The 23500-nt window shown below is 25.8% G+C and carries 19 protein-coding genes and 1 riboswitch; of the genes, 1 reads left to right on the plus strand and 18 read right to left on the minus strand.

Annotated elements, in window-relative coordinates:
* Nucleotides 1-11: 11 nt before the first annotated feature.
* From QOZ93_RS06550 to QOZ93_RS06605, 12 genes are all read right to left on the minus strand, one after another.
* Nucleotides 12-557, minus strand: a complete 546-nt coding sequence (locus QOZ93_RS06550; RefSeq protein WP_307355585.1) for a flavodoxin family protein — start codon at nucleotides 555-557, stop codon at nucleotides 12-14.
* A 149-nt stretch (nucleotides 558-706) separates the two neighbouring features.
* Nucleotides 707-862 (minus strand): hypothetical protein, encoded by a 156-nt coding sequence (locus QOZ93_RS06555; RefSeq protein ID WP_162630399.1) that lies wholly within the window; start codon nucleotides 860-862, stop codon nucleotides 707-709.
* A 201-nt stretch (nucleotides 863-1063) separates the two neighbouring features.
* Nucleotides 1064-1231: a hypothetical protein gene (locus QOZ93_RS06560; protein ID WP_162630400.1), complete on the minus strand. Its 168-nt coding sequence runs from the start codon at nucleotides 1229-1231 to the stop codon at nucleotides 1064-1066.
* A 160-nt stretch (nucleotides 1232-1391) separates the two neighbouring features.
* Complete coding sequence (locus tag QOZ93_RS06565) at nucleotides 1392-2060, minus strand: nitrite/sulfite reductase domain-containing protein (RefSeq protein ID WP_307355586.1); 669 nt, start codon at nucleotides 2058-2060, stop codon at nucleotides 1392-1394.
* A 262-nt stretch (nucleotides 2061-2322) separates the two neighbouring features.
* Nucleotides 2323-3891, minus strand: coding sequence for a clostripain (cloSI, locus tag QOZ93_RS06570; RefSeq protein WP_307355587.1), 1569 nt, complete (start codon nucleotides 3889-3891; stop codon nucleotides 2323-2325).
* Between the two features lie 144 nt (nucleotides 3892-4035).
* The gene (gene cloSI / locus QOZ93_RS06575) at nucleotides 4036-5676 is read right to left on the minus strand and encodes a clostripain (protein ID WP_307355588.1); all 1641 of its coding nucleotides are present in this window, start codon (nucleotides 5674-5676) and stop codon (nucleotides 4036-4038) included.
* A gap of 225 nt (nucleotides 5677-5901) precedes the next feature.
* Entirely contained in the window at nucleotides 5902-7386 is a 1485-nt protein-coding gene (gene cloSI / locus QOZ93_RS06580) for a clostripain (protein WP_307355609.1), read from the minus strand.
* A 261-nt stretch (nucleotides 7387-7647) separates the two neighbouring features.
* A complete protein-coding gene (locus QOZ93_RS06585) occupies nucleotides 7648-9375 on the minus strand; it encodes a methyl-accepting chemotaxis protein (protein ID WP_307355589.1) in 1728 nt (575 codons plus the stop codon).
* A gap of 224 nt (nucleotides 9376-9599) precedes the next feature.
* Nucleotides 9600-11327 (minus strand): methyl-accepting chemotaxis protein, encoded by a 1728-nt coding sequence (locus QOZ93_RS06590; RefSeq protein WP_307355590.1) that lies wholly within the window; start codon nucleotides 11325-11327, stop codon nucleotides 9600-9602.
* A gap of 265 nt (nucleotides 11328-11592) precedes the next feature.
* Entirely contained in the window at nucleotides 11593-12807 is a 1215-nt protein-coding gene (locus QOZ93_RS06595) for a cation:proton antiporter domain-containing protein (protein ID WP_307355591.1), read from the minus strand.
* A gap of 41 nt (nucleotides 12808-12848) precedes the next feature.
* Nucleotides 12849-12908, minus strand: a riboswitch (Fluoride riboswitch).
* A 43-nt stretch (nucleotides 12909-12951) separates the two neighbouring features.
* Nucleotides 12952-13350 (minus strand): ribonuclease III domain-containing protein, encoded by a 399-nt coding sequence (locus QOZ93_RS06600; protein WP_111943131.1) that lies wholly within the window; start codon nucleotides 13348-13350, stop codon nucleotides 12952-12954.
* Between the two features lie 121 nt (nucleotides 13351-13471).
* Entirely contained in the window at nucleotides 13472-14578 is a 1107-nt protein-coding gene (locus tag QOZ93_RS06605; protein WP_307355592.1) for a DEAD/DEAH box helicase, read from the minus strand.
* A gap of 375 nt (nucleotides 14579-14953) precedes the next feature.
* Here QOZ93_RS06605 and QOZ93_RS06610 point away from each other — a divergent pair, with 375 nt between their 5' ends.
* Nucleotides 14954-15151, plus strand: coding sequence for a cold-shock protein (locus QOZ93_RS06610; RefSeq protein ID WP_111943135.1), 198 nt, complete (start codon nucleotides 14954-14956; stop codon nucleotides 15149-15151).
* 147 nt (nucleotides 15152-15298) lie between these two features.
* On the opposite strand, the gene QOZ93_RS06615 is transcribed toward QOZ93_RS06610, so the two are convergent.
* The 6 genes from QOZ93_RS06615 to QOZ93_RS06640 all read right to left on the minus strand — a co-directional run bounded on the left by QOZ93_RS06615 (nucleotide 15299) and on the right by QOZ93_RS06640 (nucleotide 23494).
* Nucleotides 15299-15778 (minus strand): hypothetical protein, encoded by a 480-nt coding sequence (locus tag QOZ93_RS06615; RefSeq protein ID WP_307355593.1) that lies wholly within the window; start codon nucleotides 15776-15778, stop codon nucleotides 15299-15301.
* Between the two features lie 151 nt (nucleotides 15779-15929).
* Complete coding sequence (locus QOZ93_RS06620) at nucleotides 15930-17819, minus strand: [Fe-Fe] hydrogenase large subunit C-terminal domain-containing protein (protein ID WP_307355594.1); 1890 nt, start codon at nucleotides 17817-17819, stop codon at nucleotides 15930-15932.
* A 294-nt stretch (nucleotides 17820-18113) separates the two neighbouring features.
* Nucleotides 18114-19826, minus strand: coding sequence for a HAMP domain-containing methyl-accepting chemotaxis protein (locus QOZ93_RS06625; RefSeq protein WP_307355595.1), 1713 nt, complete (start codon nucleotides 19824-19826; stop codon nucleotides 18114-18116).
* Between the two features lie 766 nt (nucleotides 19827-20592).
* Nucleotides 20593-20997: a hypothetical protein gene (locus tag QOZ93_RS06630; RefSeq protein WP_307355596.1), complete on the minus strand. Its 405-nt coding sequence runs from the start codon at nucleotides 20995-20997 to the stop codon at nucleotides 20593-20595.
* A 243-nt stretch (nucleotides 20998-21240) separates the two neighbouring features.
* On the minus strand, nucleotides 21241-22332 hold the full coding sequence (locus QOZ93_RS06635; RefSeq protein WP_307355597.1) for a GerAB/ArcD/ProY family transporter: 1092 nt from the start codon (nucleotides 22330-22332) through the stop codon (nucleotides 21241-21243).
* A 61-nt stretch (nucleotides 22333-22393) separates the two neighbouring features.
* Entirely contained in the window at nucleotides 22394-23494 is a 1101-nt protein-coding gene (locus QOZ93_RS06640) for a GerAB/ArcD/ProY family transporter (protein WP_307355598.1), read from the minus strand.
* Between the last annotated feature and the right edge of the window lie 6 nt (nucleotides 23495-23500).

A 23500-nucleotide genomic window follows, 5' to 3' on the forward strand; every position in this document is an offset into this window, starting at 1 on the left:
ATTAAAATTTTTTAATACATTTTATTTATTAAGTACGCTACATTTTCAGAGAATCTTTTAACCGTTTTTAGTCCCTCGTCATCTTTTAATGCATCTCCTGGATCTTTTCCAAAAACTATATTCCAGTATGTTGAACCTGGTACTATCATATCATTTATCATGTAAAACATCATCATTTCTTCAATAGTAGATGTAAGCCCCCCTCTTCTAGCAATTGCTATAGGGCCGCCTACCATACGTGATAAAAAGTTTCCTTCATGAATTGATGCCATTGCAATTCTTTGTAATGCTGTCATTGTTTCCGCCCTTGCTGTTCCCCAATAAACAGGACTTGCTACAATAAGACCTTGTGCATTTTTTACTTTTTCTATTATTTCATCAAAATCATCATTATATCCACCTTGATAATTCATAGAATCTTTTAAATTCATTCCCGCTATAGAAACAACCTCTGCTTCAACTCCATTTTCTTCAATAACCTTTGCACATTCTTTAAGTACAAACATACTATTTCCATAAACATTAGGACTTCCGCTTAAAAGAATAACTTTACTCATAATATCCCTCCATAATAATCCTTTATATTTTAATATTACCACTTTTATTAGTATATTAACATACTAAAATATTAGTATAAATCTACATATTATATTTTAAATTAAAAAAATTACCATATTTTTATATGGTAATTTTTTTAATAATTATTCTAATTACAATCTATTTTATATCCTATATGATATCCATCTTTAATATAATCTACATATATGTTTTTTATCTGATTTTCTAAACTTGAGTTAATTATAATTCTATTTCCTTCAACTTCATATACCTTATCATTTTCTCCTGGTTCATCCAGAACCACGCCTATAATAGGACCATATCATCTGCTTACTCTTTTTATATAAAATCTTATTAACTTATGTTCATTTCCTTCTTGTGCTAATATAGCATCAAATTCTCTTTTAGCTGAGTCTGTTATATAAAGATTCATTTACTTTTCTCCTTTCTTACTTTTTTTACTTTAGTATCTTCTTATATACCAGACCTTATACCTTTTAATTATCTAAAACATTTCTGTATCAATTCTATATCCTGTATAATATTCATTATCTATATAATTTACATAAAGAACACTAAATTCTAACTCCAATTGTTTTTTTATTATAAACTTATAATTATCAACTTCATATACGCTATCATCATTATTTCGCTTATCCAAAGCTAAATCCATAATAGGACCTTGTCATACATTTCCTGTTTTTTTACTTATTCTTATATATTCCTTATTATTTTTATCGCTTAAAAGTTTACTTAAATCACTTTTAGCTGAATTAGTCAAATATATCTTCATATTTTAAATTAACTCCCTTATCCTTTTAAATTTATTATTTTTATATACTGTTTGTTCTTTCCTTTACATCTGTTCTAAATTTGTCAATTCCTATTCTATCAATAAAAAAGCCTAGTTTTTCTCCTAATTCTGCATTCTCTTTATAATAATTAATTATAGATTCTATTAACTTCATAGCTTCACTTTCACTTAAATCTATATCTATAATATTAGCTGACCTAGGATTATATCCACATGATCCTCCTGCAGTTATAATAAGACCTGTTTTATCAGCTATAACACCTATATCTTTACTATAAACACTTCCACATGCATTTCTACATCCTGATACTCCTATTTTAGTTCTGCAAGGCATCTCCATCCATTGATACTTTTTAGATAATTTCATTCCCATTCCTATAGTATTATATTTTGATCTTTTACAAAATCCCGCCGGACACATCTCTACATTTTTAACTGAATTTTGAGTTTTAACTCCTGGCTCCATACCTAACTTTCCCCAAATTTCTGGTAGATCTTCTTCCTTTAAATTAGTAATCATTATTCTTTGACCAGAAGTTATTTTTAAAACACCATTATATTCTTCTGTAACTTCAGCTATTTTTTGCAAATTTTTAGGTGTTATAAAACCCCCTGGAATATGTGGAGTTATACTAAATCTTCTTTCTCCATTTCTAACCTTTTGTAAGTTCCCAAAATTTTTTCCCATATAATTATATCTGTTTAAAACAGTCCTCCTTTCCCTTTATTATTAATTAGTATATATCAACATAAAAAATTTAGTAATATTTTAAATTGGTTTTTATATTATATCATAGATTATTTAATTTCTTCTATTGAAATCATATATGTATACTGTTAATAAAAAAACCTTAAAGTAGTTTAAATTTTTTATTACTTTATAACTACTTTAAGGTATATTTTAAATTTTTTATATTTCTTATAAGATAAAAAATCTTATATCATAAGACTTACCATTGATAATGATTAACTCCTCCATCTTTACCATTTGATTTATCGAACCAAGAATCTAAAAGTTCAAACCAATTTCCAACTTTATTTATTCTAGGATCTTGTCCATCTTTGCACCAACTTAATTTACCATAAGGAGTTTTTAACCCCGCTTTTATTGTATCTATTGAATTGTACCAAGTTTGAGTACTCCAATGGGTTAACTCATTGGGTGAATAATATGAATAGAATGTTTTATCTCCATCAGGTAAAAATATACTTAATCCATTTTTGCTATCTTTAAACGAAGTTTTACCTTTAAATTTAGGACCACCAAAGGAATAAACTATCATTTCATCAACAGTATTCATAACATCTGTAGCTAGATTTTTTATATTATTACTAAAATCTTTACTATCTTTTATTTGTTCACATAAATCGTATAAATCAAAATATGGGCATGCTCTCCAATAAATTGGCTGATTTTCCTCAAAATAATGCATTACTGGAGCTTTTCTTCCTGTTCCCCTTAGTTTTTCTATTGCCTGCTTTTTATTTTCTTTACTTAAGCTAATAGATAATTTATCTACTGATTTTTTAACTTTTTCAACTTTAGACAAATCATAAAAACTTAATGATTGGTCAGTTTCCCAATTTTGATTTACAGAATCTCTTTGTTCTTCTATAAATAAAGCTCCTAGTTGCTCATTTGTAACCGTAGCTGGATCAAAACAATGTTCCTTACCACCTAAAGTTGAATCATCTTCATTACTTACTTCTCCTCCAGCCTTCAACCTTGAAAATATAGTATCATATTGTAAACCTGAACCTCTAACTGATGGACTTGATGCTACCATTGTATCAGCTGAAAATCCTCCATTACCTGGTCTATATTGATAAGCAACTTCTGCTGTTCCCATTAAACATGCATCAAAGACCAACAAATCAACAGATTGTTTTTCTGTCAAACAATCTGAAATCTCTGCATTATAAAGTATATCTGGTTGATTTCCATCATAATTAGTAATATCTTGGCAAATATCTCTACTTATCTTTTTATTATTTTTTGCTCCACCACCATGATTAGCCATTATAAGAACATACTTATCTGCTTTGTAATTAGCCTTTCCATAATCAATAAATTTTTTAAGTGTTTGAGGATCTCCCATATTAGCTTCATAATTCGAGTTTAATGTTATCTCTGGAAATTCTTTTCCTCCATCTAATCTTTTTACACTATTATGCTCAATTTTATAAAGTCTAGTATCTTCGAAATTTTCTCCTAAAACATGAGAATCATTACTAAATCCTTCAGTTCTATCAACTAAAGCAATTAAGTTTAAATTAGGATTATTATTATATCCTCTTTTCATCTCTTCTATATCATCTAATAAATCTGGTTCTAAGTTATTATCTGCATCACAATAATATAAAATAGTTACTTTTTGATCTTTATTCTCTTTAAGTATTTTTTGATTTATTTCTTTAGTATTTTTAGTTATTGGAGCTGCATTTACAGTCTTCCCCCCCATAAATGTAATTGTTGCCAAAGCTGTGGCTAAAATTATAGCTATTTTCTTTTTTAACATAAAACCCCTCCAAAATTATATTTTATAAATACCTTGTTAAAAACTTTATTATTGTTTTTATATAAAATAAAGCACCGTAAAAAATTTCTTACAGTGCTTTATATATTATGTCTTTATTCAGTTATAAACAAATTTTACTCTATATTACCATTGATAGCCGTTTAATCCACCTCTACTATCATTATTTATATCAAACCAAGAATCTAAAAGCTCAAACCAATTTCCAACCTTGTTTATCTCAGGGTCTATTCCATCTCTACACCAACTTAACTTTCCATAGTCACCATTTTGTACTAAAGCTTGAGTATCTATTGCATTATATCCATATTGAAATGCCCAATGTGGTATATACCCTTTTCTTGTTCTAAGTCTTCTGCTACCATCTGGTAAAAATATACTTAATCCATTTTTTCCTTCTTTAAAACCGGTTTTACCATCGTATGCCCTTTGACCAAATGAGTAAACAACCATGTCATCTACATTTTTCATAACATTGCTTGCTAATTCTTTAGTATGTCTACTAAAATCATTACTCTTTGTTATTTGTTCACATAAATCATATATGTCAAAATACGGATATTGTATCCATAAATTTTCTTCTAATGATGTACCATCATTATCTCTTTCATATTCATTAAAATAATGTATTAAAGATATATTCTTTTTACTACCTCTTAGTTTTTCAAGAGCATCCTTTTCATTTTCCTTACTTAAATTAACGGATAATTTATCTATTGAATTTTTAACTCCTTGAACTTTACTTAAATCATAAAAACTTAACTGTTGATCATTTCTATATTTTGTAGAATCCCTTTGCTCTTCTACAAAGATAGCTCCTATTTGTTCATTTGTAATTGTTGCTGGATCAAAACAACGTTCTCTTCCTCCTAATGTCTTATCGCTTTCATAACTTGTCTCTCCACCAGCTTTTATTCTTGAAAAAATATTATCATATTTAAATCCATATCCCCAAACTGATGGACTTGCTGCTACCATGGTATCAGCGGAAAATCCACCATTACCTGGTCTATATTGATAAGCAACTTCTGCTGTTCCCATTAAACATGCATCAAAAGTTAAAACATCAACAGATTGTTTTTCTGTTAAATTATCTGATATCTCAGCCATATAAAGACAATCATCTTTGCCTTCTGCTGAATTTGGAGCATCATCATCCCAGCAAATTGCTTTACTCAATTCCTTTTTCATATTAGGTTTATTTTTTGCTCCACCACCATGATTAGACATTATAAGAACATATTTATCTGCCTTATAATTAGCTTTTCCATAATCAATAAATTTCTTAAGTGTTTCTGGATTTCCCATATTAGCTTCATAATTTGAGTCTACTGTTATTTCAGGAAATTCTTTTCCACCATCTAATCTTTTCGTACTATTATGTTCTATTTTATAAAGACGTGTATCAGTAAAATCTTCTCCCAATGTTTTGCTGTCATTACTATATCCCTTTGCTCTATCCACTAATGCTATTAAATTTAAATTAGGATCATTATTATATCCTCTTTTCATCTCTTCTATATCATTTAATAAATATGGTTCTAAATTATTATCTGCATCACAATAATATAGGATAGTTACTTTTTGTCCTTTACTTTTGTTAATAGCTTCTTTAGCTTGTTTCTCATTGTTAACCACTTGTACTTGTTGTTTAGGGTTAACATTTTCATTTTTAACAATTGGACTTGCACTTACAGGTTTACTACTTACAAATGTGACTGTTACCAAGGTTGCCGCTAAAAGCATTGATATTTTCTTTTTTAACATAATATACCCCTCCAAAATTTATATATTTAATTTTAATTTGGTAACAACTTAATTTTATAATATTAAAGCACTATCCTTAGTTTTTTATTTAATTTCATACATTTTTTAGTATTTATGTTATATATTTTAATGCAGTGTTAACTTTTTGTAAAGTACTTTTGTTAAAATTAATACAACTTATTTTCATACAAATTTATACTTAAATTTACAAATTTATACTCTATATTACCATTGATAATGATTTACCCCTCCGTTTTTATTATTTGTCTTATCGAACCATGAATCTAAAAGTTCAAACCAATTTCCAACCTTATTTATTTCAGAATTTCGTCCATCTTGACACCACTTTAACTTTCCATAAGAATTTTCTATTCCAACTTTTCTAGTATCTATAGAATTATACCAACCTTGTGTTTCCCAATGAGTAAATTTATATCCTGTATATTCTTCTATTATTTCTCCATCTCCATCAGGGAAAAATATACTTATTCCATTCTTACCTTCCATAAATTTATGAGTTCCTTTAAATAAGTCTCCACTAAAAGAGTATACTATCATATTATCTATGTTGTTCATAACTTTTAACGCTAATTTTTGAGTTATTTCATTAAAGTTTTTATTAATTGACACTTGTTCACATAAATCATATAAATCGAAATATGGATACTTACACCAATCATCTTCATCACTTTTATCAAAATAATGAATCAAAGTTGTTTTTCTTTTTCTACCTCTTAAATTACAAATCTGTTCTTTTTTATTTTCACTACTAAGATTTACAGCCAGTTCATCTACTGATCTTTTAACCTCTTCCATTTTATTCAAGTCATAGTAACTTAATTGTTGATCATTTCTCCATTTTTCTTTTAATGCATCTCTTTGTTCTTCTATAAATAAAGCTCCTAATTGCTCGTTTGTAATTGTGGATGGATCAAATGTTTGCTCCTTTCCTCCCAAAGTTAAATCTTCCTCCTCACTACACCCTTTTCCACCTTTTATTCTTGAAAAAATCTTGTCATATTTAAAGCCTTCAGCCCAAACTCTAGGACTAGATGCTATCATGGCATCAGCTGAAAAGTTTCCATTTCCAGGTCTATATTGATATGCAACTTCTGCTGTTCCCATTAAACATGCATCAAAAACTAAAACATCAACAGATTGTTCTTCTGTCAAATAATCTGAGATTTCCCCGATATAAAGACAATCTGAACCATTTCCATCATCATGACTATCATCCCAACAAACTGCCTTACTTAATTTTTTCTTCTTTTTATCCTTAGCACCATTGCCATGATTAGAAATAATAAGAACATATTTATCTGCTTTATAATTAGCTTTTCCATAATTAATAAATTTTTTTAATGTTTCTGGATCTCCCATATTAGCTTCATAATTTGAATTTAATGTTATTTCGGGAAATTCATTTCCTCCATCCAATCTTTCTACACTATTATGTTCTATTTTATACAGCCTTGTATCATCAAAATCTTCACCTAAAACAACTGGATTGCAACTATATCTTGGACTTCTATCAACTAAAGCTATTAAATTTAAATTAGTATTATTATTATATCCTTTCTTCATTTCTTCAATATCATTTAATAAATCTTCTTCTAAGTCATTATCTGCATCACAATAATATAAAATAGTTAATTTTTTATCTTTATTCATTTCATCTCCCATTACTATAATACTTTGCATAAATGTCATAACTATAAATAGTACAAATAATATACATACCTTTTTCTTTTTCACCATATTCCTTCCCCCTAAAATTTTAAATTTTATATATTAATTATACAAATTTTCTTAATTTCCTTTATTTTTTTAATGATTTTATAAATATTTCATACACATAAAAAATCCCATGAAATAGACTTTTTTTAAATTGTCTACTTCATAGGATACATTTTATAGAAAAATAGATCTTTTTATAACTCACTATAATTATATCTTTTTTAGTTTCTTCATTTATACCGAAAAGTTAGAAATTAACTCTGATAATTTATAAGCCGATTCTTTTAACTCCTGTGCTTTCTCTACTACATAATTTGATTTTTCCATAACTTTGGAAGTTTTTTGAGCTATATTAGTAGTTCCTTCTGCACCTTCATTTGAAGCAATGGCTACACTATTGATAGCATCCATAACATTTTTAATAGAACAATTCAACCCTGATGATATATCTTCAAGTTGATTGGAAACCTCATTAAAATATTCGGCATCTTCACTATACTTATCGCCTGTATTAATAAGCATATCATAATCCTTTAAAATGTAATCATCAATAAATTTTAAGATATTATTTGAGTTGTCAGAAAGATTTTTTACAGATTCAACTACATCTTTTACTATTTTTTGAATTTCATTAGCTGTTTCATTAGATTGTTGAGCAAGTTTTCTAACTTGTTCTGCCACAACAGCAAATCCTTTACCAGCCTCTCCGGCTCTTGCTGCTTCAATAGCTGCATTTAAAGATAATAAATTTGTCTGCTTTGTTATAGATAAAATAGCCTCTAACAATATGTTAATTTTCTCAACATCTTTTGATTTTTCAATAGCTTTTGCTAATTTTTTTTCATTATCTTTATAAACATTAAATGTATTGTTCTTAGATGTTTCTCCATTAATCTTTAACATTTCTGCTCTTTCTTTAATTTCTTCTGTTCTTCCGTTAACTTCTTGCATTTTATCTACAATACTTTGTATACTATCTTGTATTTCTACAGATGTGGCACTCATCTCTTGAGCAGATGCTGCTGTTTCCTCCATTTCTGCTGACAACTCTTCAGTAGTAGATGATGTATCTTCTATGTTTTTATTTAATTCATCTATATTTTCCTCTACTTCTTTACTTACTCTAGTACTTATATTTGTTTCTTGTACTACACTTTTTATTATATCTCTTACAGATTGCTGAGTTTTATTTATAGATTTAGTTAAATCGCCTATTTCATCTTTTCTATTACTATCTAAATTTAAAATTTTAGAAAAATTACCTTCAGCTAATAATTTTAGATGCTCCACAACCTTTTTTATAGGCATTCCTATATTCATGGAAATTATGAAAGTAATAATTATTCCTATAATAACCGAAATTAATACAATAATTAAAAAATTTAAAATAGCTTTGTTACTTTCAATATCATTTATTTTATTTATATTTTTAGCATCTTCCATATTATATTCTGCAAGCTTTCTTAAATTTCCTTGAAAGTCTTCAAAAATATCATTTATTTTTTGTCCCTCTTTAAATCCATCTTTTACTTTATTACTTAATGCTAAATTGATTATTTTTTTACTTTCTTCCTCATACTTATTCCATTTACTCTTTATTTGTGTTAACAGAACTTTTTCTTCTGAATCTATTCCTGTATTTTCATAAATCTTTAAATTTTTTTCAAACTTAGCCTCTGTTTTTTTAGTATCCTCAATTAATTTATTTTGAATATCTTTTTTATCATTATATAACAAAATATTTACTGTATCCATTCCTATCCTTCTAGCAAAAGTTCTATTTTCATTTAACACCTGTACAGATATTAAATTCTCATTATACAAATCCTTCATCTGCCCTCTCATATGTCTAATATCTAAATATCCACTAAATCCAATTAAAATAATAAAAAACGTCATGATTGCCCAAAGTATTAAAATCTTTGTTTTAATTTTTAAATTACTAATAACATTTAAATTCATGCTGTCATCCCCTTTGTATATTTAAACTATATTATTTATTCGTCCATTAATAAAAATATATAATACTTTTGCAAATTTTATGTTTTTATTGAAAGTTTATGTATATATAAGAATATTTTATTAACTAAACTAAAAAAATATACTTTATTAAACAACTTATGAAAATAAAAAAATAGAGTATTCTCTTTAATTGAATACCCTAAAATGTTTATCACTTATAAATATTATACTGAAAAACTGGACACTAACTTAGATAATTTCTCCAATGAGCCTTTTAGTTCTTCAGTTTTATCTAATACATAATTAGATTTTTCCATAACTTCTGATGATTTTTGAGCTATATTGGTAGCACCTTCTGCTCCTTCATTAGATGCTACAGCTACACTATTTATAGCCTCCATAACATTCTTAACTGAAGAATTCAATTCATCGGTTACTTCATTTAAATTTTCTGCCATATTATAAAATTCACTTGTATCATTACTATACATTTCCCCTGTATTTATAAAACTATCATAATCCTCAAAAACATTTTCATCAATAAACTGTAGAATATTTTTCGAATTATTTGAAAGGTTATCCACTGATTCTATTACATCTTTTACAATTACTTTAATTTCATTAGCTGTATTATTAGATTCTTCCGCAAGTTTTCTTACTTCATCTGCAACTACTGCAAATCCCTTTCCTGCTTCTCCTGCCCTCGCTGCTTCAATAGCTGCATTTAAAGATAATAAATTAGTTTGTTTTGTTATAGCAAGTATAGCCTCTAATAAGACATTTATTTTTTCAACATTTTTAGATTTCTCTATTGCCTTTTCAAGTTTTTCTTGGTTTTCTTTATAGATCTTAAGTGCATGACCCTTAGATTCTTCTCCACTTAATTTTACTTTATCCGCTTTTTCTTTAATTTTAATTGCCTTTTCTTTAACATCTTGCATTGTTTTTGCAATACCTTGTATATTTTGTTGAATTTCTACAGAACTTGCACTCATTTCCTCAGATGCAGCCGCTGTTTCTTCCATACCTGCTGATAGTTCTTGAGTAGTAGATGACGTGTCTTCTATATTTTTATTTAATTCATCTATATTTCTTTCAACATCTTTACTTATTTTTTCTCCAAGCTCAGTTTCATTTAATACATTACTTATAATTTCACTTACTGATTTTTGCATTATACCTATAGAATTAACTAATACTCCAACCTCATCTTTTCTATTAATTAAATTAGAATCCAGTTTTTTAGAAAAATCTCCTTTTGCTAAAATATCTAGATATTTTACTAATTTACTTATTGGCTTGCTTATACTATTAGAAATAATCTTCATAATTAATATTCCCATAACAATAGAGATTAAAATTGAGATTAAAAAAAATCTAACTGCATCTTTACACTCTTTTTTGTTATTCTCATCAATTCTTTTAGCCTCATTTACATTATACTCTGATAGTTCATTTAGCTTTTCTTGAAAACCTTCAAACAGAAGATTAGTTTCTTGAATTTCACCTTCTTTATTCTTAAGGTTATTTTTACTTTCTAAATCTATTATTTGCTGATTTTTCAATTGAAAATCGTTCCATTTATCTTTAATTTCACCTAATAATTCTTTTTCTTTTTTATCTAACTTAGTTGCCTCATATTCTTTTAAGTTATTATTAAAGATTTTATTAGATTCATCAATATCATTTATTAATTTCTCTTGTATATCTTTTTTACCATTAGACATCATTATATTAAAAGTATCCATTCCGATTCTTCTAGCACGTGTTCTATTCTCATTTAAAAGTTGTATGGACACCAAATTTTTTGCATATAATTCATCCATTTTAGCTCCCATTTTCTTTATATTAGAATATCCCACTATTCCTATTAAGAAAATGAAAATAGCCATACAGACCCACAGTATAAAGATCTTTGTCTTTACCTTATAATCATTAATACTTACTTTCATTCACCCATCTCCCTTTAATTACTCTTTATAATCTTGGTCAAAACTTAATATATTCTGTACTTATCCTTTTAAGACCAAATTTCATAAATATAATTATATCAAAATTTTATTATTTTTTTAAATTTTTAAATTTTTATCACAAATTTTATTTACTTTTTTTTATCTTAAATCTTTTCTTTAATATAAATTAACTTCTCAAGATAGAGAACTATTTTTTCACAATAAAATACTGATTTATTTTACATAAATCAGCTTTTATTTTACTTTAAAGTTTTTTTAAAAACTTTTTAGATGTTATTCTTATTCCTATGGACCCAATAGGTGCAGTTATTAATACACTTAGAATTGCTATAGCCTGCATTATTTCTCCACCTAAAACCCCCATTTGAAGTGGTATACCTGCCTTGGCTGATTGAACTGTAGCTTTAGGTAAATATGCTATAACACAAAATATCCTTTCTTTTACATTTAGCTCTGTACCTATTAAAGAGATTAATACGCCTATTGATCTTATACTTAATGATATTAAAAGTAACTTAAGACCAATTCCAAGATATTCTCCTACTAACATAGGATTTATAGCCATACCTACAAAAGCAAATAAATATATTTTACCTACTTTCCAAATTTTATTCATATAATTCAATATAATTTTAGCAGTATCTTTAAAATAACTTCTTAAAAAGAACCCATATATCATTATAGTAAGTAATGAATTAAAAAGTGATATATGTAATAAATTTTCTATCTCTCTCATTGATAAACATACTAAAAAGGTTATAATAACTTTTAACATATCCATTTTTATGTACATAAAAATTATTCTTGTTAATTTAGCAATTATGTAACCTATTGCTACACTTAAAATTAAAGTTATAGGTATTAAAATTACCTGATTCAATATTGAAATACTCTGCCCCTTGCTACTTTCAATATAAATTCCTAAAAAAGTAGTAAATAACGTTATAGCTATAGTATCATCTGCTGAGGCACCAACCAATAACATCTGAGGGATTGCTTTATCTTCTCCTATCTTTTTTTCTATTAATGAAACCATTGATGGTACTAATACAGCTGGACTAACTGCAGCTATAATAAATCCTAATATGGCACCTTGCACAAAAGAGAATTTTAAAAAAATAGTTGAAAAATAAGCTATAGTAAGTCCTTCTAAAGTAGCTGGAACTATACTTAACAAAATAGCTGGCCTTCCTATTTTTTTCATTTGTTCCATACTGATACCTAATCCCCCTATAAAAAGAACCGTAACTAATGCTAAGTCCTTTATATACGGAGATATTTTAATTGTTACCTTAGGAACTATATCTATAAAAGATGGACCAATCACCATTCCTACAATAATCATTCCTATAAGCGATGGTAACTTTAGACGCTCTACTAATTCCCCCCCATAAAAAGCTAATATTCCTATAAACAATAAACCTATTATTATAAGAAATAAATTCATAAATAAATTCATACAATTCCTTCCTTTCAAAAAAAATAAACCCCTACCCTAAAATTTGGGTAGGAGTCATTAGCTAAAAGCACTTTAAGGCGAACTCCATCGCCTATTATACAATTTTTTATTATTTTATAATATTTCATAGAAATAATCAATCTTTTATTTAGATTTTAATCCCTTAAAAATCATATAATCTACTATTTTATCTAATTCAATCTTTTTATTTTTTAAATACAATTCTCCTAAAATAGCTTCTACAGAATCTGCTAACATATTATCTGTTAATGTTCCATTAAACTTTAAAACTCTATCTATCTTTAATTGTTTAGCTATAGAAGATGCATTATTTATAACATTTCTATACTCTTCATTTAAAATTTTATTATCAGCAAAAGAGAACATATCATACAACTTAGTAGATACTTCACATCCTAAAATCTTGTCTCCAATAAATTGTAATTTTTCAAATTCTCGTTCTTTTTCTCTTTCTCTTATACTATATACTAATGAATTTACCAATATATTTTTTTCTTTTAATTCTTCAATGATTCTATACATACTTCTTGACTCCTACTTCGATTATTTATATATTTTTAGCTACATACTTAATATTTTATCATAAAATGAATAGTCATTGGTAAATTTTCTTATTAATCTAACTATATAACATATGTAATTTCTAAATTTCTTTTCTTGAAATATCAAATCCAATTTCTTTTTCTATTAAATCTAAAACATATTTATCTTTTGGATCTATAAATAAACAAGTTCTTCCCATCTCACCAGCTCTTCCTGTTCTTCCTATACGATGTATATATGTCTCTGTATTTTCTGGAATATCATAGTTATATATATGGGTAACACCATTTACATCTAATCCTCTTGCAGCTACATCTGTTGCTATTAAATATTGTATTTTTAAGTTTCTAAAATCTTTCATAACTCTTTCTCGTTTAGCTTGTGTTAAATCCCCATGTAATTTTGTACAGTTATATCCTTTTTGATGAAGAAACTCCTCAAGTTCGTCAACTCTTCTTTTAGTTCTACAGAAAATAATAGCCATAAATGCATTATCTTTATCTAAAATTTTACACAATGCGTCTCTTTTATTTCTATCTGTTGTCTCAACTACATACTGTTCTATATTTTTAAGCGTAACCTGATCTTCATCTATTGTTATAACCTTAGGATTATTCATATATCTATATGCTAATTTTTTTACCTTTGAATCCATGGTAGCAGAAAAACAAAGAGTCTGACGATTTTTAGAAGGTGTATATTTTATAATTTCTTCAATTTCATTTTTGAATCCCATGTAGAGCATTTGATCTGCCTCATCTAAAACCAAAGTTTTTAAATTACATAAACTTATAGTTTTTCTTTTTAGGTGATCTAATAACCTTCCTGGAGTTGCTATTATTAAATGAATATCTCCTTTTAATTTATTTAGCTGTGAACCTATATCCTTTCCTCCATATGCGGCTAGGATATTTAAGTTTTTACTTTCAGTTAATTTTTTAGCCTCTTCAGTAATTTGTATTGCAAGTTCTCTAGTAGGTGTTATTATAAGTCCTTGAACAAAATTTATATCAGAAGACATATTTTCAAACATAGGTAATAAAAACGCTAAGGTTTTACCAGTACCAGTTTGTGCCTCTGCTATAACATCATTTCCCTCTTTTATACTTACAATACTTTTTTCTTGAATTTTGGTTGGTTCATTAATTCCCTCTTTTTTTAATATATTTATTATATCTTCACTAATTCCCATTTCATTAAATTTCATATTTTATTATTTACCTTTCGACTTGTATATTTTTTAAGTAACTATATCTTATTATAAGTATTATCTCAATAACTATCAATGTTTCCCTTATAAAGATTATATAAAAATTTTAATGTTAAATCCCTTAATAATACCCCAAAATAATTTTTATTTTTAATATTTTTATAAAAATATTAAAAAAACACTTGCACTATTTTTTATATAGTATATAATAGGTTAAGTAAACAACTTTGATTCAAAAATAAATTATTTATGAATAACATTTTTAGGATTATATAGAGCTAAGAAATTAACTTATTTATATACATTCTGAAATTTTTATTAAGTATTTATTTTCCACGAATTAAAGTAATAAAAATTTCGGAGGTACGAAACATGCAAGGTACAGTTAAATGGTTTAACGCAGAAAAAGGATTTGGATTTATCACTACTGAGGAAGGAAAAGACGTTTTCGCTCATTTCTCTCAAATCCAAAAAGAAGGATTCAAAACTTTAGAAGAAGGTCAAAACGTTACTTTTGAAGTAGTTGAAGGACCTAAAGGACCTCAAGCTGAAAACATCCAAACTATCTAATTAATTTAGAAAAGTTAAGACCTAAAGAGAATTCTTTAGGTCTTTTTAATTTATTATTAGTTTTTTTATTTTTATATACTGAACTTATATGTATATATTTTTATAATTAGTTTCATAATATTTTATAAAAAATATATAGTTCATTTTCTATATATATTTTTTTTCACATTTTTTCAACTCATCTATAAACTTTTCTTCTTGTAATATTATATCAGTTAAAACTTTATATTCTATTGTATTTATATCTTCATATTGCTGAATTAATCTTCCTCTAACATTTATAATTAAAGCTTTTTCTTCCTCATTTAAATTTATACATCTTTCTAAGAAATCTTTAACTTCTCCATTACATGAAAAACTTATCATGGTATTATGAAACTGAGATATTAAAGATGATATTTTATCATATATAAATATATCTATATCCTTTAAATCTTTATGTTTTAAATCCTCCTTTAATAATTTACAATGTTCTATTTTACTATTCCTATAATTAATAAATACATTGATAATTAAACATAATGGTTTATTTGATCTATATTCATTTTGGGTATCTTTATATAAATCTAAAATTTTGTTTGATATATCAATTTTTCTTTCTAATAAATCTATTACATTATATGCCATATAATACACCTCTTTTTTATACCTATATTCTATATTACTCTAATTCTTATAATAGATTTACTTTTTTTGAAAAATTTCTATATTCTTTTTTTTGTTAAATAAAAAAATCTTACTTAACCTATAAATTAAGTAAGATTAAATAATAAACTTTTTATTCTTTTATTAGAGTAAAAGCTACTGAAGAAATTTCTTCTTGTTTTGCAGTTATTTCTTGTATTGATGCAGATATATTATCTATAGCTGACTTAACATTTTCACTCTTATCATTTAAAAGTTCAGAGACATTTCTTATATTTTCTATGCTTTTATTCATTTCTTCTTGTTCTCTTATAGTTGATGTTGCCACTCTATTGCTCTCTGCTGCTAATTTTTTAACTTCTGAAGCTACAACTCCAAATCCCTTACCTGCATCCCCTGCACGAGCTGCTTCAATAGATGCATTTAATGAAAGTAAATTAGTTTGAGAAGATATTTGTACTATTTCATCTGACGAGTTATTAAATACTCTTATTTTTTCTTCCATAGTTTTTACACTATCCTCTAAAATTTTAGCTGTATTATTCATATCCTCCATCTCATTTATTATATTTTGCATCTGTACATTACTCTCTGAATTTCCTTCTGCTATTTCTTGTATAGAAGATATTATTTGTTCTACATTAGATTTAAGTTCTTTAGAACTTTTAAGTCTTTCTTCACTTAATAATTCTACTTTCTTTAGCGCAGCTTCTATTTCCATATTTTTATCATCTAAAATACTTTTTTCTTGTTCTATAATAGTTTTATTATAACTCATACAGTTTTCTTTTAAATTTAATTCATTATATATAGCTTTAACCATTTGCCTACAATTTTTATATCCACATGCGGAACAATCTATATTCCTATCTCTTTCATTAAATTTTAGTAATTCCTTATATATCTCTTCTTCTTCTTTTTCACTAGGACTCCTTAATTCTTTAGTATTTAACTTACTATATTCTCTATAGAAATCTTCTATATTCAATTCTTTATCGAATTTCTTATGTAACCTTTTTATTTCCTTTTTATTCTTTTCCTTCTTAATATTATTGAATTTAAAATCTATATTATCCAATTCATTCTTATCACATACACTAGCTGTTCCTATATTACATCCAAATTCGCAATTTAAAATATCTAATATACCTGGTAATATCTTATTCGAAACTTTTCTCTCTTCATAACTATTTAAATACCTATATGCTATTTCTTGCCCTTCTATTTGTCTAATCCATATGTCACTATTATAATTTTCTATATTTTCCTTTAATCCACCCGGTCTGCTAAATAAGAATCCTAGTCCACTTTCTTTATGAAAATCTACTTCCTCATAAGAATCTAAATTTATGTTATTTCTTTTTAAATACTCTTCAATTTTTTTAAATGTAACATTATATTTAACATATCCTTTAGTATTCTTATTCTGAATTTCATCTTTTTTAGCTATACATGGTGATAAAAATGCAAATTCTTCCTGCACCTTTAAATATTTTTTAAAATAAATTGCCGCACAAATTAAAGGACTTTGTATAGGCGCTAAACTCTCCAGTAACCCTGTTCTATTTTTTTCTATGTAATTAACTATTGATGGACACGGTTGAGCTATAATAGGCTTTTGTGGATTATTTTTTATATACTTTAAATATGCCCATATAGTTATATCTGCTCCAAAAGACACATCATAAAAACACTTTACTCCTTTAGACTTTAAATATCCAAATAATTTTTTATAATTAGGAAAATTAGCCCTAATAGCAGGTGCAGCTAATATAGATATATTTTTCCCTTTATCTAACCCTTCAAAAAAATACTCTATATCATCTCTATAGTTTCTTGCTTTATGTTCACAAACCTCTATACACTTACCACAATGAATACACTTATCAATATTTATTTTTACCTTGTTCATTCCGTCTTTTATATATGCCTTATTAGCATCTAATACTGGACAATATCTTATACATTGATTACACCCAACACAATTTTCCTCATTTGTAAATATTAATACATTATCCTCCATAAAAACACTCCTCTTTTAATAATAACCCTCCTTCTTATAATTCGAACATTTCCAACTTTTTTTAACTTAATTTATAATTTTTTTATTTTTTTATTTATGAATATTCGCATTCACAATAAAATTGTTAAGTATATCTATTATTCTTAAATAAATAAAAAAATTAATTTAAGAATTTTTTTCATAATTAAATTAATATTTATATATATTTTTTCATATTAAAATTTCTGACTTCAAGTATTAATAAAAAAGGAATTAGCCTAAATAAGTTTTATTTAGGCTAATTCCTTAAGTAATTTAAATCTTAAATTTTGAAACTATTTCATTAAGTTTTTGTGCAAGTTCAGCTTGATCCTGAGATGTACATGCAACTTGTTCCATTGCTTGAGTTGATTCATTTACACTATCTTGAATTTCATTTAAATTTTCTGATGAATTTTGAGCCATTTCAGCCATATTTTGAACTGCCTCATTTACCTGTTCTATGGTTCCTGTAATTTCCTGTGTCATAGAAGCTAATTCTTCTGACATATTGCTTACGAATATGCCATCATTTTCATATTCTTCTCCTACTTTTATAAAATTTTCAAACTGTTTAATAACATTATTGTTCATAAAATTTAATAACTCATTACTATTTCTAGATAAATTACCAAATGAAACTTGAACCTCTTCTATAGTAGATTCTACATTTTCTACTGCTTGAGCTGATTGTTCAGCAAGCTTTCTTACTTCATCCGCTACAACTGCAAATCCTTTTCCTTGCTCTCCTGCTCTTGCTGCCTCTATGGCCGCATTAAGGGATAATAGATTTATTTGTTTTGCTATACTTGATATTGTATCGGCCATGACTTTAATTTCACTAACAACTTTTCCTTTTTCAATATCCTTTAAAATTTCTTTTTCCATATCCATATAAATTTTATTAGTGTTTTCAACTGCCTCTTTACTATTTTGTTCTACTGTAACAGCCCTTTCCTTAATTTCAATAGCATTATTGCTTCCATATAGTGCCTTATCAGATAATATTGAAACACTTGAATCTACTTCTTCAACTGATGCTGATAACTCCTGAGCCGTTGCACTTGTTTCTTGAACACCAACATTTATCTTTTTAGTTGACTCATTAATATTTTCAAGTTTAGATGTCATCTCTTCCACAGTAGCAGATAATTCTTCACTGGATGCACTCATATCTTGTGTGCTATTTATAACACTTTTAATAAGAGTATTTACATTATCTTGAGCTTTATTTAAAGCTTCACTTGTCTGTCCAAACTCATTTTTCTCTGAAATATCTATTTTAGTGGAAAAATCATATTGAGATAATCGATAAGCAAACCTTTTTATTTTATTTAGCGGATTTATTATTGATTTTATAAGTAAAATTGCACATATTATAAGTAAAATCACTGAAATACTAAATATGATTATTATTGCAGTTATAGAATCATTAAAAATGGAGTTATTTACAGCTATAGCGTCTCCTGCCCATTTAGCATTTAATTCTACTAATTTGTCTAACTCTCTTAAAACTTCATCTTTAGTTTGTTTAACTTCAGTAAATTTTTTTAATGCTTCTTTTTTATCTTTAGTAAAACAGACTTCAGTATATTCTTTTCTAATACTTCTATATACACTTATTTTTTCTTCTAATTCATTCATTAATTTTTTATCTTCATCTTTAGTAATTCCTGTCTTGTATAATTTAATACATTCATCGCTTTGTCTTGTAATTTTTTCATTTTCTTCAATTAAATTTTTTACTTCTTCTTTTGTAGTAACATGAGGTAGTATTTGTAAATTAGAATATATTGTTAAAAAATTCTTATTTAAGTCATTAATTGAAATTATACCAATAATATTATCATAATATAATCCGTTAGCAGATTTATCTATTTTATTAATACCTAAAACCCCAAATCCCCCAATAAACATCATTAATAATGCGATTACTAAAAAGCTAGTTATAAGTTTACTAGATATCTTTAAATTTTTTAATAATTTCATCTATATTTCCTCCATTAGTATTTTATTTTATCGACATTTTCTTATATAGATTTTATTCAACTTAAACTCTCCTAAATTTAAACCACCTTTATATTCGTAATGTTTATGAATTTCTTTATGTATAAATACACTTTTATTCCTTTGTAATATTTACCAACATTTTGTAACATAAATATATCGTTCATCATATATTAAAAATATAGTAAGAGCTTAACTAAACAATCATAACTCAAAATAGCTCTGATTTATATTTTTACAAGTTAATTACTCCTTATATGTAATAAAAATCTCCTTCAAAAACAAACAGTTATTAATCTATGTTCAGGTTAATAACTGTTTTTCCTTTTAATATTAAATTAATTTTATATTTAAACATTATATTCCATAATATATCTATTTTATATTTAAATTTTTATTAATAAATTTCTTAACATCTTTTATGTTATTAGTTTTAACTTTCATAGTAAGCGAATTCCATATACTATCTGAATAACTTTTGTTATACGGTTTACCCACTCTTGGATCAAGTATAGTAATAATACTTTATCTTTATAATTACGAATTAATCTAACTGTGCCTTGTCTAAGCTTTATTAACATCTCAGGAACATCTACATCCATCAAAGGATTTTTGATAATACTTTTCTTTATATCATTATACTTATTCTTCCTATGATAAATATAAATTTTTTACATAAAAAAAATAATAAAGAAAAATTAAAATAACTTTTTCTTTACTATTTATTATTCTAAATTCATAAATAATCTTATCTATTATATTGCATCATATAGTTCATTAATGGACATGACATATTATTTCCATTATTATAGCCCATCATTTGAGAATACATTGCTTGCATAAAATTTTGCATTGGATATGCTGTTTGATACATAGAATTTGGTGATGAATTGCAAGGAAAAACATACCCTACAAAACAATATCCTTGTTGATTTGGTGGAATTGGTGTTGGTTGATCTGGTACTAAGTCACAATCAACTTCTTTACAAATCGGATTCTCTATAGTTCCTGTAATTACAAAGCATCTATCATCAGATTCTACATATTCCTTACTAAATATAGTAATAAGGTTTTTTTGTGATGCACTACCTTCTATATTTATAGAAACGGATGTTACTTCATCTGGATATTCCACTTTATTTATTGTACTCATCGGAAATACAGCACTTTCAGTTGTATAATTTTCTCCTAAAATTTTATAACTTATTAATACTTTAACAAAAAAATTACTATAGTTTGCTTTTTAACATATTCAATATTATTATCTCTAACCAACTTTTTATTAGTTTTATCCATAGTTTTTCACCTTTTAATCTCAGTCAAGATTTCTCTTGCTAATGTATTTTATGCTTTTTAAATCAATATTGTTACATAATGCTCTTAGATAAATCTACTATTAACTTTTATCTTTTTTAAGTTTATTTTTTATGAATGATATTATAAAAATTAAAATTGGAAAGATAATTTGTATCATTAATCCAATAATAGGCCAATAATGTTGATCAAAGTATTGGTAATCCATTATACTAATAGACAATATTGTAGACATAAGTATTACAATTATTATTATGGGAATAATAGCTTTTTTATAGTTTTTCAACTTAAATATATTTTTAGCGCCCTTACAAGCACCTAAAACACAAAAATTCATTTCCAAAAATTGAACTATAGTAAATGCTGTAGCTACTATTATCTCCATTCTTTGAAATTCACCTTGTATTCTTAATCTTTTCATACTTTCATAACCTGAAAAATATGTGTTTGAATAAGCCTCTCCACCTAATAATAATATATTAGATAAATTAAAACCTACTACTGCAAAAGAACTTACAATTAATCCTATCAAAAAAATATTTTTACTATTTTTATCTGGTACTAAACAATCAAAGAAGGTAGTAAATACAAATATCTCTGTAAATGGAAATGTCATAAGAATCAAACTTTCCTTTAATATTTGTACAAATCCATTTTCAAAAATAGGATATAAATTCTCTAACCTCATACTTGGAATTAAAAATGCTAAAGTTATTATAAAAAATATAACTATAATTCTTAAAAAAAATTTACTCCACCCAACCATACATTGCATTTCTTGTTTTAAAAAATATATACTTAAAATACCTATTAAAATCATAGTTACTACTGAAGGTGTATTTCTCATAGATGTTATTTTAACAAAATCAACAAAATCTCTTAGAATAAAAGATGATAACATACATAAGTATATAATAATTATACTACTAAAAAAAGTTCCTATTATTTTTCCAAATACAATTTCTAAAATTTCAAACAAGTTTTTTCTAGTATATAAGCTCATTAGTTTACCATATATAATCATAAAAGGTAAACTAAGCACTATTGCTATAATTGTGGCTATCCAGGCATCTTGTTTAACTATTCCACCCATATTAAATAAAAGATATGTACTTATATAGAAATTAAAAATTAAAATTTCCATTTCCTTATTACATATACTATCTCTATTCATAATCTCTACTCCTAAATAACTGTACTATATCATTTACAACTTAAACTTATCTTTAATTAACTTACGAATCGCTTTTATTTTTTAATAAAATTTTATTTTTTATAAAAATTATAATAAATATAAATATTGGAAATGCTATTTGAATAATCCCTCCATAAATTGGCCAGATGTTCATATTAAATTTAATTGACTCTATCATACTTTTTGATAATCTTCTTGATAATAAAATCATAGATATTGTTATAATACTTAATATATATCTTTTATTATTTGTTGAAAAAATATTTTCTACTCCTTTCCAAGCACCTAATACACAAAAAGTCATTTCTGAAAATTGTAATATAGTAAAGGCTATAGTAACAATTATTTCTAATCTTTGAAACTCACCTTGAATTTTTATTCTTTTTATAGCTTCATATCCTGCATAATAAAAACTGGAATATGCCTGTTTACCAATTAGCAGTATATTAATAACTACAGAGCTAACAGCAATAACGCCTCCAATAAGTAATGCTTTAATAAAAACATTTTTTGTGTTTTTATTAAATTTTACATAATCAAAAAATGTAAGAAATATAAATAACTCGGTAAAAGGAAATGTTAGCAATTTATAACTTTGTATTAAAATGTTCTTAATTTCAGTATTAAAAATAGGAAATAAATTTTGTACATGCATTTCTGGGATTAAAATTAATGAAATCATTATAAAAAAAAGTACTATAAATCTTATAGAAAATTTTATCCATGATACTATAACTTGCATATTAGTTGATAGTAAATATATATTTAACATTCCTATACAAAACATAATAACAATGGTAGGAGTATTAGGTAATGATGTTATTTTAATAAAATCAACAAAATCTCTTAAAATAAACGTTGCTAATAAAAATGAATACATAGTAACAGCTATATTTAATATCTTACCAAATATTTTTCCAAAAACACTTTCAATAATTTGAAAAATATTTTTTCCAGGATAAAAATTTATTATAGCACCATACATACTCATTATTGGGATAGCTACTATTAAAGCAATTAAAGTAGCTACCCATGCATCTTCTTTTAATTCTCCTCCCATACTAAATAACATATACGCACCTATACTAAAACTAAATATAATATACTGCATTTCTATATTACTTATTTTATCTTGTTTCATAAATAT

Source organism: Hathewaya limosa, assembly GCF_030815255.1.
In the GTDB taxonomy this organism is placed as follows: domain Bacteria; phylum Bacillota; class Clostridia; order Clostridiales; family Clostridiaceae; genus Hathewaya; species Hathewaya limosa.

Excerpts from the sequence above, each read along its gene's own strand:
- QOZ93_RS06595 (WP_307355591.1), bottom strand. The coding sequence starts at position 12,807 with ATGAATTTATTTATGAATTTATTTCTTATAATAATAGGTTTATTGTTT.
- QOZ93_RS06560 (WP_162630400.1), bottom strand. The coding sequence starts at position 1,231 with ATGGATTTAGCTTTGGATAAGCGAAATAATGATGATAGCGTATATGAA.
- QOZ93_RS06590 (WP_307355590.1), bottom strand. The coding sequence starts at position 11,327 with ATGAAAGTAAGTATTAATGATTATAAGGTAAAGACAAAGATCTTTATA.
- QOZ93_RS06605 (WP_307355592.1), bottom strand. The coding sequence starts at position 14,578 with ATGAAATTTAATGAAATGGGAATTAGTGAAGATATAATAAATATATTA.
- QOZ93_RS06615 (WP_307355593.1), bottom strand. The coding sequence starts at position 15,778 with ATGGCATATAATGTAATAGATTTATTAGAAAGAAAAATTGATATATCA.
- QOZ93_RS06620 (WP_307355594.1), bottom strand. The coding sequence starts at position 17,819 with ATGGAGGATAATGTATTAATATTTACAAATGAGGAAAATTGTGTTGGG.
- cloSI (WP_307355609.1), bottom strand. The coding sequence starts at position 7,386 with ATGACATTTATGCAAAGTATTATAGTAATGGGAGATGAAATGAATAAA.
- QOZ93_RS06625 (WP_307355595.1), bottom strand. The coding sequence starts at position 19,826 with ATGAAATTATTAAAAAATTTAAAGATATCTAGTAAACTTATAACTAGC.
- QOZ93_RS06640 (WP_307355598.1), bottom strand. The coding sequence starts at position 23,494 with ATGAAACAAGATAAAATAAGTAATATAGAAATGCAGTATATTATATTT.
- QOZ93_RS06585 (WP_307355589.1), bottom strand. The coding sequence starts at position 9,375 with ATGAATTTAAATGTTATTAGTAATTTAAAAATTAAAACAAAGATTTTA.
- QOZ93_RS06635 (WP_307355597.1), bottom strand. The coding sequence starts at position 22,332 with ATGAATAGAGATAGTATATGTAATAAGGAAATGGAAATTTTAATTTTT.
- QOZ93_RS06565 (WP_307355586.1), bottom strand. The coding sequence starts at position 2,060 with ATGGGAAAAAATTTTGGGAACTTACAAAAGGTTAGAAATGGAGAAAGA.
- QOZ93_RS06630 (WP_307355596.1), bottom strand. The coding sequence starts at position 20,997 with ATGAGTACAATAAATAAAGTGGAATATCCAGATGAAGTAACATCCGTT.
- cloSI (WP_307355588.1), bottom strand. The coding sequence starts at position 5,676 with ATGTTAAAAAAGAAAATATCAATGCTTTTAGCGGCAACCTTGGTAACA.
- cloSI (WP_307355587.1), bottom strand. The coding sequence starts at position 3,891 with ATGTTAAAAAAGAAAATAGCTATAATTTTAGCCACAGCTTTGGCAACA.
- QOZ93_RS06600 (WP_111943131.1), bottom strand. The coding sequence starts at position 13,350 with ATGTATAGAATCATTGAAGAATTAAAAGAAAAAAATATATTGGTAAAT.
- QOZ93_RS06550 (WP_307355585.1), bottom strand. The coding sequence starts at position 557 with ATGAGTAAAGTTATTCTTTTAAGCGGAAGTCCTAATGTTTATGGAAAT.
- QOZ93_RS06610 (WP_111943135.1), top strand. The coding sequence starts at position 14,954 with ATGCAAGGTACAGTTAAATGGTTTAACGCAGAAAAAGGATTTGGATTT.